Here is a 10,700-nt window from a genome sequence, read left to right as displayed (position 1 = left end):
CCATCCCACCCCCCACACTGTGTCCCAACAAAACAACCGTAGACAGGCCAAGCGCATCACAAAGCGCCACCACCAACGCCGCTTCGTCCTCAACAAAAGACACCGGCAATCGATCCGTACGTCTGGGCGACCGGCCAAAGCCCGGACGATCATACGCAATGACGGTGCGTCCGGTGGCCACATTAAGCTCCTGGGGAAAATCCCGCCACAGCGCCACACAGCCCAGCGAATCATGCAGCAAGAGCAGCGGCGCTTTGTCCTCAGCGCCGGGCCAGACTTTGGTATAGATGGAACCGAAGCTGGCCAGCGGCAACAACATCTCGCCCCCCTTGTGCAAGAACGGTGCCGGTGCTGTCATTTATACCCCCTGTTGCGCTATTGAATGTACCCCAGTAATTGTTGCCCTGCCCCTCTTTCCGTTCCATTCCCACACAGGCAAACTGATAGTCCGTTCAGGCCATCACTGCATTATCCCAAGTCTATGAAGAGCATTGGCATTGTTGTCACCCCAGGCTGCTGGGCCATGAGTTTGTTCGCGGTGACCGACTTCTTTCGGATTGTGGCTCTGCTGGAAAAACAGGCCGGGCTGCAACCGGGCTACCGGGTTCGCCTGCTGGCAAACGCACCAGGCAAACGGCTGCACGCAGCAGGTAGTCATGCCATTCATACGGATGCCTGTCTGGAAAAAGCAGCTCCATCGGACTGGCTGGTTTTTCCAGCCATAGAAGGTCCCGCACTGGGGAAAACTCTCGCACCCTCGCAAGAGGCATCGGCCTACCTTGCCCGGCACTGTGAGACACAACGTGCCGTACTTTCCCTATCCACCGGCATTGTCCCACTGGCAGCCACGGGACTCGTCAACGGCTTGCGTATCAACACCCACTGGGCGTTTCTCCCCACGCTTCAGCAGCGCTACACGGAATGCCACTTTCGGGCCAGAGAGAGCTACCTTCAGGATCGTTGGCTATACAGCACCAGTTCGTTGCATGGCAGTTTCGATGCCCTGTTGGCACTGCTGGCCAATGACCGTGGAGACCACTTTGCCCAGCTCTGCGCCGCGCACCTCCTGGTCTCAAGCCCAATCCAGATGCGCCCGGTTCTGCCCGGCACCCGACGCCACGATGATGCGGCCATCCTTGCCGTGCAGGAGTGGCTTGAAAGCAACCCGCAGGCGTCGTTGTCACTGGAGCAGCTCGCCTCCCGGTTCGGGTTCAGCGAGCGGAACCTGAAGCGACGCTTTACCCTTGCTACCGGACTTGCGCCTCACCTGTACCTTCAGAAAGTCAGAATAGATCGTGCCAAGAAGCTGTTGATCAGTGGGGCACTGTCTGTGCAGCAGATTGCCCACCAGGTGGGATACGAGAATGTCAGCTATTTTATTCGGTTGTTTCAGCGCGAAGCGGGCGACACTCCTGCCCAGTGGCGCAAGACTAACGGCGCATACTGAGCTGGCGGTAAAGATTATCCATTACCCGGGCTGCAAGGCGTTTGGCCCGGTCGGTGTTGGGCCCGGCAAAACGTCCGTCAAGATTGGCCATAAAATGGCCGAGCCAGCGCTCATGATGCACACCGGTGAGCGGAATCTTGTCATCCAGCGCCCGATGCTTTTCCATCATATGGCGCTGATAGTCCTGCTCGCCCAACAGCATTTTGTACCAATACTGGCAGATGATCGGCAGGTGCTGTTGCAGATCAATCCCCGCCACCTGCAGAAACACCGGCGCCATCACCGGATCCTTCAGCAGGCGCTGATAAAACCCGTGCACCATGGCGTCAATATTTTCCCGGCAATCCAGATCAGGCAGGTCACTATCCCTGGCGAGTGATTCACCCGGGCGAAAAATCCCAACCGCCGTCATTCCACTCTCCGCGTGCTTGCGTGAAGCGTGTTGCCTGTAGCGTCTCTCGTTACCACTCAATACGCCCGATGAGGATGTCCTTGAACATGACAAAGTCACCGGCAAGGCTGTACCAAGGGTGCTTGAAAGTAGCCGGGCGGTTTTTTTCAAAAACATAATGCCCCACCCAGGCGAAGCCATAGCCCACCACCGGTAACAGCAGCAGCCCCCAAAGGTTGCCGGTCATGAACACGCCGGCCAGAACGCCGAACAGACCCAGGGTGCCGAAGAAGTGCAGCCGGCGACAGGTGGGGTTGCCATGCTCCTGGAGGTAATAGGGGTAAAACTCCGCGAAGCTCTGGAAATCAGATTGCTTGATGGTCTCCATGGGACCTCCTGTTAGGTGCTCTTGTTCTGATTGTTGATGATGTCATAGCTGTGGGCTGCCATCATTGTAGGCAGCGGCTGATGGGTAAACATTACGTCCCATTGTAACCCAGTCGCTACGTTTCAACGGGCCATTTTATTGTGATTTGACGCCAATCGGATGGCACAGGCAGCCATTGCAGTCCCCCCTTGATCATGGACAATGGCGTGCTTTCACAATAAATACGGTGTCGACCTTTATTATCGGCGCCCTGCACTCCCCATTTTTTTGCGAGACATTTATGGCTCTTCGCCCGCGTGTACGCCGCCTGATCAGCAAGCACGGCAACCCTATTCCCCGCAGCCTCGACGAGCTGATTCAGCACGGCGATGAAGCCCCGCTGGACAAGACCGGCATGGGTTCTGAACAAGTTGAATCCATTTGGCGGGCCACACGCAAGCTCTATCGCAGCGGCATGAGCCCGGCGATCAGCCTGTGCCTGCGCCGCCACGGCGAGATCATGCTGAACCGCAGCATCGGCTATGCCGACCCGGCAACCCAGCGCATCATGACGCCGGACACCCCAGTGTGCCTGTTCTCCGCCTCCAAGGTGGTCAGCGCCATGCTGGTACATCATCTGGTGGAACAGGGTCAGCTTGATCTGGACGACCCGGTGACCCGCTACCTGCCCGCTTACGGACAAAACGGCAAGGGCCGCACTACCCTGCGCCACCTGCTTACCCATCAGGCCGGGATTCCCCGCCCCCAGGAACCGGTAGAAGCCGACATTCTCTATCGGCCCCAGGAAATTATCGACATCCTCTGCGCCGCCAAGCCCAGCGGATTCAATACCCAGGCCTACCACGCGATAACCGCCGGCTTCATTCTTGGCGCCGTGGTGGAAGCCATAACCGGGGAATCCCTGAACGCCACCCTCGACCGGGTCATTCGCCAGCCCATGGGGATGAAGTATTTCACTTTTGGCCAGACCGGCGCAGAACGGGCCGTGGATGTGTCCACAGGGCTGCCCTTAAAACTGGTAGACCTGTTTCTCAGCTATGCAGTGGGCGGCAGTATCGATCAAGTGGTGGAAGTCACTAACGACGAGCGTTTCCAGCAAACTATCGTACCGGCAGGCAACCTGTATGCCACCGCAGAAGAAGCCAGCCGTTTTTTCCAGATGCTGCTTAACGGCGGCCGCCATGGCGACCAGCAGATCTTCCAGCCAGACACCGTGGCCCGCGCCCTGGAGCCAGCCTACCATCGCCCCCGCTTCGACCGGACGCTGATGCTGCCACTGAACTTCTCCAACGGCTTTATGCTCGGCAACCGGGGCATGGGCATGTTCGGCCCCGGCGCCCCAAAATCCTTTGGGCATTTGGGCTTTATCAGCATTTACTGCTGGGCGGATCCGCAGCGAGATCTGAGCGGCGCCCTGCTGACCACCGGCAAGGGCGTAATCGGCCCCCACCTGCCGGCCCTGTTTGGCTTACAGCACACCATTAATCGGCATACCAAGTTACGCTGAACACCTGATGCCTGATGCCTGATGCCTGATGCCTGATGCCTGATGCCTGATGCCTGATGCCTGATGCCAATAATGATCGCAGTACGGCAACAAGCATCAACTACCCCATCGTTGTTGGTTTTCCTTGCATCATGCGTCCGGCGTCAAGCACCTAGCGTGTTTTCCGGCACCGGCATGCCCCGCTGACACTGGGTGCAGGTCACCACCATATCCAGGTGCTGCCGGCGGCCCTCCTCACTCACCGCCCAGGGGCGGTTAATAAAGGGCGGCTGGTGACGAACGTGCTGGCGGTGGCCGCAAGACAGTAACATGACCCAATCCCCCACCTCATCCTGTTCAAACCCGTTGACCGTTACCTGAAAAGACATGCTTGCCTCCTCTGTCAGTCATTCCTGTTATACCAACATGTAGCCAAAAAAAATGCCCGCATCAGCGGGCATTTTTTAAAGATCAGCAACGCCAGATCAAGCCAATTGAAGGCGCTTGCGTTCCGCTGACAGGGCAATAAACAGGCTGACGCACATCAACAACAGCACGATGGTAAACGGCAACCCGGTTGTGACAGCCCCTGATTGCAGGGCCTTCAGGGCTTCCTTGCCACCGCCATACAGCAGCACACCCGCAATCAGGCCTTCCATAACCGCCCAGAAAATACGCTGGGGCACCGGTGCATCCACCTTGCCACCCGCCGTAATGGAGTCGATCACCAGAGAGCCGGAGTCCGACGAGGTCACGAAGAAGATCAGTACCAGTGCAATCGCCATAAAGGAAATGATGCCGGTCCACGGCAGATGCGCCAGCATCTGGAACATGGCCAGCGATGCATCACTCACCCCGTTGGCCAGTTCACCCACGCCGTTGATGGATTGCTCCAGCCCTGTGCCACCAAAAGTGCTCATCCAGATAATGGTAATCACCGTGGGCACCAGCAGTACCGCCACAATGAATTCACGCACGGTACGCCCCTTGGAAATGCGGGCAATGAACATCCCCACAAACGGCGACCAGGAAATCCACCAGGCCCAATAGAACACGGTCCAGCCATGCATCCACTCACTGTCTTCACGGCCAAACCAGGTACTCAGCGGAATGATATTACTGATGTAGTCCACCGCAGTGGTACCAAAGCCGGTGATGATTAGCATGGTAGGCCCGGCGATAATAACGAACAGCAGCAAAAAGACGGCCAGGCTCATATTGATGTTACTCAACACCTTCACGCCACCATCCAGACCACGCACCACCGAGAGCACCGCGACAGCGGTAACACCGACAATAATGCCAACCTGCACATTGATCGCATTGGGCGTATCAAACAGGAAATGCAGGCCGCCGGCAGCTTGCTGAGCGCCCAGACCCAGCGACGTCGCCAGACCGAAGATGGTAGCCAGCACCGCCAGAATATCTATGATGTGACCCGGCCAGCCCCAGCACCGTTCACCCAGCAGCGGGTAGAACGCAGAGCGGATCGTCAGGGGCATGCCCTTGTTATAGGTGAAGAAGGCCAACGACAACGCCACCACGGCGTAAATCGCCCAGGGGTGCAGCCCCCAGTGATACATGGTCGCCCCCATGGCCGTATGCCGCGCCGCTTCCGAGCCGGCTTCCACCGCCAGCGGCGTGCCGTACCACTGGCCATTCAGATAGGCCACCGGCTCGGCCACACTCCAGAACATGAGACCAATCCCCATGCCCGCCGCAAACAGCATGGCGAACCAGGAAAGCGTGGAGAATTCCGGTTTGGCGCTCTGTCCACCCAGGCGAATTTTACCCAGCGGCAGCACCGCCAACAGCAGGCAGAACAGTACAAAGAAATTGCCACTGACCATAAACAGCCAGTCGAAGTGTTCAATGGCCCAGCCCTTGGAGCCATTCAGCCAGGCGTTGGCCTGTTCCGGGAGGATCAGCGTGCCAATCACAAAGGTAAGAATCAGTACTGCACTGATAAAGAAGACAGGATTGTGCATGTCCATTCCCATGAACTGCACATTGTCCTGGCCGACGTCATAGTCGGTCTCGTAATTAATTTTCATTTAAGCTCCGTATTCCGTCTTGCTTTGAGGGGCAGTGTTTCTGCCTTTCAGCCAGTCGGTCCGGACGATGCGAGGAAACCGGGTTGGGTTCCTCTATAGCTTCACAGCCAGACATCACCTGAACGCGAAGCGACCCTTTTGGTCGCAGCCTTGATCAGATCGTCAATGATACGAATCCACTGCAATCCCTTGGACAAGGGAGCCGTACGGGGCCCCAGTAGCGTTTGGCGTCGCCAATAACGATGCTTTCATCAGTCTCTCCCTTCTTTGTCGTCTTTAAACAGACTAAATAGTGGTCGACCAATGTCAAATACCTCTCTGTGGCTATGCACCAGCACGCACAAAGCTCGGGTCATCAGAGAACAAGACATCAGTCAGGGGTTGGCCGGGGAAAATCCAGCCGGGGCATGGGCGCAGTCAGCCCAGAGAGGAGGTGTTACACGTAGGTGGTTTCAGTAATCTCGACACCGGGTCGTCGTTCCTTTCGCCACAAAAGAGCACGCATGGTAGCACATCGTGACGATGCCTGCCTTTGCCCCGCGCATCCCTGCAGGCACCAGCGGCAGAAATGCCCATAAAAAACGGAGCCGAGGGCTCCGTTTTTTATTACGCCTGAGGTAATCAGGACATGTTGGACAGGATCGCGCCTTTCACCGCATCCAGATCCGCATCGATGGTGACCATGCGGCTGTCCTGGCACTGGGCAATGGCGGTATCCGGGTCTTTCAGGCCGTTACCGGTCAGGGTGCAGACAATGGTAGAGCCTTCCGGAATCTTGCCGGCCTTGATGTCACGCATGGCGCCACCGATGGAGGCCGCAGAGGCGGGCTCACAGAAAATCCCTTCTTTCTCAGCCAACAATTTCTGCGCCGTCAGGATTTCATGATCGCTAAGCTGGTCGAACCAGCCTTTGGATTCTTCCTGCAGTTGCCACGCCTTGTCCCAGGACTGCGGGTTACCGATACGAATAGCCGTTGCCACGGTTTCCGGATCGCTCACTCGCTCGCCACGCATGAACGGCGCCGCGCCTTCAGCCTGGTAGCCCACCATTTTCGGGGCCGCGTTGACGATGCCAGACTTGTGGTATTCGCTGTAACCCATCCAGTGCGCGGTGATATTACCGGCATTGCCCACGGGCAGGCAGTGATAATCCGGGGCGCGGCCCAGCTCTTCAACGATTTCGAAGGCAGCAGACTTCTGCCCCTGCAAACGGTACGGGTTAACCGAGTTCACGATGGTCACTGGCGCCTTCTCGGCCACCTGTTTCACCAGTTCCATGCCCTGGTCGAAGTTGCCACGGATCTGCATGATCACCGCACCGTACATCATTGCCTGGGCCAGTTTACCCATGGCAATTTTGCCTTCCGGAATCAGTACAAACGCGGTGATGCCCGCACGAGCGGCATAGGCAGCAGCGGCCGCAGACGTGTTACCGGTGGAGGCACAGATGATGGCATTGCTGCCCTCTTCTACGGCCTTGGTCACCGCCATGGTCATGCCCCGGTCCTTGAACGAGCCGGTGGGATTCAGGCCTTCGTATTTGACGTAGATATCCACGTCCTTGCCCAACAGCTTGGGGATATTCTTCAAGCGAATCAGCGGGGTATTCCCCTCGCCCAGGCTGATGATCGGCGTGTCATCATTCACCGGCAGGTGGTCACGGTAACGGTTGATCAGGCCGGTGTAACGGTCACGAAAAGGCATGGTTTTGGTCTCTGCTGCTAGTGTAAAGCCTCTAAGCCAGGCTCTGCGGTTCTTGAATGTGGTCACTTTAAACGGCGCGCCAGAAGCCAGATGCATGAAGCCGGACGCTCAAACAGCGACGTCCGGCATCGGGCGTCAAGCGTCCAGCGTCTCTACCCTGATACGCATTATATCGCTATCTACGGCCTCAAGGGCACCGATCTTGGCAAGTGCGGCGCTCATGTCACCTTCGCGCACCACGTGGGTCATCATCACGATGGGCACCAGGCCCTGGTCCACTTCACGCTGTACCAGTGCATCAATGCTGACATTGTTATCACTGAGGATGCGGGTCACGTCGGCCAGCACGCCGGTCTTGTCCTGCACATGCAGGCGCAGGTAGAAGCTGCAGGACACGTCATCGATGGTCAGAATCGGCTCATCGGACATCTGGTCGGTGTGGAAGCCCAGATACGGTACCCGCTCGTCATGGTCCACGGTCAGTGCGCGGCCCAGCTCAATGATGTCAGCCACGACAGCGGAAGCCGTCGGCTCGGCACCGGCGCCGGCGCCGTAGAACATGGTGGGACCCACCGCGTCGCCATCGATCATGATGGCGTTCATCACGCCATTGACGGCAGACAGCATGGTTTCCTTGGGAATCAGGGTCGGGTGCACACGCAGTTCGATGCCGTTGCCGGTGTCCTTGGCGATCCCCAGGTGTTTGATGCGGTATCCGAAATGCGCGGCGCTGGCCACGTCTTCGGTGGTAATCCGGCTGATCCCCTCGGTGTAGACCTTGGAAAACTGCAGTGGAATACCGAACGCAATGGAGGCCAGAATGGTCAGCTTGTGGGCGGCATCAATACCTTCCACGTCGAAGGTGGGGTCCGCTTCCGCGTAACCCAGCGCTTGCGCTTCTGCCAACACGTCATCAAAGGCCCGGCCACCCTCTTCCATTTCGGTGAGGATGAAGTTGCCGGTGCCATTGATAATGCCCGCCAGCCAGTTCACATGGTTCGCGGCCAGACCTTCACCCAGGGACTTGAGGATGGGAATCCCGCCAGCCACAGAGGCTTCGAACGCCACGTCCACGCCATTATCCTGGGCGGCCTGGAAGATTTCGTTGCCGTGCTCGGCGATCAACGCCTTGTTGGCGGTGACCACGTGCTTGCCGTTCTTGATGGCGGTAAGTACCAGCTCACGTGCGGTATCAATGCCGCCAATCAGCTCTACCAGAATATCGATATCCGGGTCTGTCGCCACCGCAAAAATATCGCGGGAAAGACGAATATCACTGGTATCACAGGCCGCGTTGTCGCGGCGGGCACCGATATGGGTAATTTCAATCGGACAGCCCACGCGGCGAGCAATATCCCGCGCGTTACGCTTCAGTACATTCACGGTGCCAGAACCCACCGTGCCCAGACCAGCAATACCCACCTTCACCGACTTCACGTGATTTCCTCTCTTTATGCAGGGGCGCACAAGGCGCAGCCTGTTAGCCCAGCAGCCCATCCTGACGGAACATCTTCTTGATGCCGCGCATGGCCTGCCGGGTACGTTGTTCGTTCTCGATCAGCGCAAAACGCACATGATCGTCACCATAGTCGCCAAAACCAATGCCCGGCGACACTGCTACACCCGCTTCGGTGAGCAGCTTCTTGGAAAACTCCAGCGAGCCCATGGCTCGATAGGGTTCGGGGATTTCAGCCCAGACGAACATGGTGGCACGGGGTTTTTCCACCGGCCAGCCAATGTCGCCCAGCCCTTCCACCAGCACATCCCGGCGCTGGCGATACATTTCGCAGATTTCGGCAACGCAACTCTGGTCCCCTTCCAGCGCGGCAATGGCCGCCACCTGAATCGGGGTAAAGGTGCCGTAATCCATATACGACTTGATCCGTGCCAAGGCGTGGATCAGCTCTTTATTGCCGCAGCAGAAGCCCACCCGCCACCCAGGCATGTTGTAGCTCTTTGACAGGGAAAAGAACTCCACCGCCACATCCTTGGCGCCTTCCACCTGCAGAATGGAGGGGGCCTTGTAGCCATCGAACACGATGTCTGCGTAGGCGATATCGTGCACCACCCAGATCTGGTGCTCTCGGGCAATGGCCACCACTTTCTCGAAGAAATCCAGCTCCACGCACTGGGCCGTGGGGTTACCGGGGAAATTCAGCACCAGCATTTTCGGCTTGGGCCAGGATTCCTTGATCGCCCGCTCCAGCTCCACAAAGAAATCCACCCCTTTCACCATGGGCACATGGCGGATATCCGCGTTGGAAATCACGAACCCGTAGGGGTGAATCGGATAGCTGGGGTTCGGCACCAGCACGGTGTCCCCGGGGCCCATGGTGGCCAGTGCCAGATGCGCCAGGCCTTCCTTGGAACCAATGGTGACAATGGCCTCGGATTCCGGATCCAGGTCCACGTCATAACGGCGCTGATACCAGTCCGTCATGGCCTTGCGCAAACGCGGAATCCCCCGGGACTGCGAGTAGCGGTGGGTATCGCCCCGCTGGGCGGTTTCTGTCAGCTTATCGACAATATGTTTTGGCGTGGGCTGATCCGGATTGCCCATGCTGAAATCGATAATATCCTCACCCCGTGCTCGCGCTGCCGCCTTCATCTCTCCAACAATATTGAAGACATAGGGCGGCAAACGACGGATTCGCTGGAAATCGGTTTCCACGACAGCACCTTGGGTGGGAGTAAAAGAAGGCCGACACATTAACGGCGCAACCCCGCGTCGTCAATGTGTCGGCACCGTCTTTACGGCAGCAAAGCACCGTAATACGGGGGATACAGGCGAATCAGTCCAGTCGCTTGAGCATATCTTCCGGGGTCAGATAGCCGCCCAGCTGCTTGCCTTCGGTGGTGTAGATCGCCGGTGTACCGCGAACCCCGAATGTGAGGCCCAGCTCATATTGCTCATCAACCGGCTTGGCACACTCGCCCAGCTCTGCCTTGTTGATCGTGTCATTGAGTTTGGCATCCGACAGCGCCTGCTGGCGGTCTTGCGCACACCAGATATGACGCATGGACGCTGCCGCCTTGGTGGTCGGGCCTCCGCGGGGGAAAGCCAGGTAGTGGACCGTCACGCCGGACGCCATGTATTCGTCGATATGGCGATGCAGCTTGCGGCAATACCCGCAGGTAATGTCGGTAAAGACAAACACTTCGGCTTTTTCGTCTTCAGCAGCGTAAGTGATCATGTCGTCCTTGTTCAGCGTCTTGATGCCTTCAGCGCG

11 protein-coding genes are annotated in these 10,700 nt (G+C 57.8%); 2 read left to right on the top strand and 9 right to left on the bottom strand.

Annotated features, from left to right (window positions below; all coding sequences use genetic code 11):
• On the bottom strand, nt 1–358 hold a 358-nt coding region (locus A3730_RS11630; RefSeq protein WP_231883937.1), incomplete at its 3' end, for an alpha/beta fold hydrolase.
• Between the two features lie 165 nt (nt 359–523).
• Between A3730_RS11630 and A3730_RS11625 the strand changes: the two genes are divergently transcribed.
• Nucleotides 524–1,447: a GlxA family transcriptional regulator gene (locus tag A3730_RS11625; RefSeq protein WP_063521698.1), complete on the top strand. Its 924-nt coding sequence runs from the start codon at nt 524–526 to the stop codon at nt 1,445–1,447.
• On the opposite strand, the gene A3730_RS11620 is transcribed toward A3730_RS11625, so the two are convergent.
• Together A3730_RS11620 and A3730_RS11615 are read right to left on the bottom strand one after the other, a co-directional pair.
• Nucleotides 1,431–1,859, bottom strand: a complete 429-nt coding sequence (locus A3730_RS11620) for a group III truncated hemoglobin (RefSeq protein ID WP_063520000.1) — start codon at nt 1,857–1,859, stop codon at nt 1,431–1,433. The two genes, A3730_RS11625 and A3730_RS11620, sit on opposite strands and share 17 nt — an antisense overlap.
• A 49-nt stretch (nt 1,860–1,908) precedes the next feature.
• Complete coding sequence (locus tag A3730_RS11615) at nt 1,909–2,226, bottom strand: DUF962 domain-containing protein (protein ID WP_007150782.1); 318 nt, start codon at nt 2,224–2,226, stop codon at nt 1,909–1,911.
• 280 nt (nt 2,227–2,506) lie between these two features.
• Between A3730_RS11615 and A3730_RS11610 the strand changes: the two genes are divergently transcribed.
• Nucleotides 2,507–3,733, top strand: coding sequence for a serine hydrolase (locus tag A3730_RS11610; RefSeq protein WP_063520001.1), 1,227 nt, complete (start codon nt 2,507–2,509; stop codon nt 3,731–3,733).
• 143 nt (nt 3,734–3,876) lie between these two features.
• On the opposite strand, the gene A3730_RS11605 is transcribed toward A3730_RS11610, so the two are convergent.
• From A3730_RS11605 to A3730_RS11580, 6 genes are all read right to left on the bottom strand, one after another.
• Nucleotides 3,877–4,101: a DUF3565 domain-containing protein gene (locus A3730_RS11605; protein ID WP_063520002.1), complete on the bottom strand. Its 225-nt coding sequence runs from the start codon at nt 4,099–4,101 to the stop codon at nt 3,877–3,879.
• A 96-nt stretch (nt 4,102–4,197) separates the two neighbouring features.
• Nucleotides 4,198–5,766, bottom strand: a complete 1,569-nt coding sequence (locus A3730_RS11600) for a BCCT family transporter (protein WP_063520003.1) — start codon at nt 5,764–5,766, stop codon at nt 4,198–4,200.
• Nucleotides 5,767–6,387: 621 nt separating this feature from the next.
• Complete coding sequence (gene thrC, locus A3730_RS11595) at nt 6,388–7,470, bottom strand: threonine synthase (protein ID WP_063520004.1); 1,083 nt, start codon at nt 7,468–7,470, stop codon at nt 6,388–6,390.
• A 135-nt stretch (nt 7,471–7,605) separates the two neighbouring features.
• A complete protein-coding gene (locus A3730_RS11590) occupies nt 7,606–8,907 on the bottom strand; it encodes a homoserine dehydrogenase (protein ID WP_063520005.1) in 1,302 nt (433 codons plus the stop codon).
• 43 nt (nt 8,908–8,950) lie between these two features.
• On the bottom strand, nt 8,951–10,141 hold the full coding sequence (alaC, locus tag A3730_RS11585; RefSeq protein WP_082872352.1) for an alanine transaminase: 1,191 nt from the start codon (nt 10,139–10,141) through the stop codon (nt 8,951–8,953).
• A gap of 121 nt (nt 10,142–10,262) precedes the next feature.
• On the bottom strand, nt 10,263–10,700 hold a 438-nt coding region (locus A3730_RS11580; RefSeq protein ID WP_156501162.1), incomplete at its 5' end, for a thioredoxin fold domain-containing protein.

The organism is Alcanivorax sp. HI0044 (assembly GCF_001634945.1).
The sequence above is the reverse complement of the archived record's forward strand: the minus strand, read 5'-3'. Positions and strand labels throughout refer to the sequence as shown.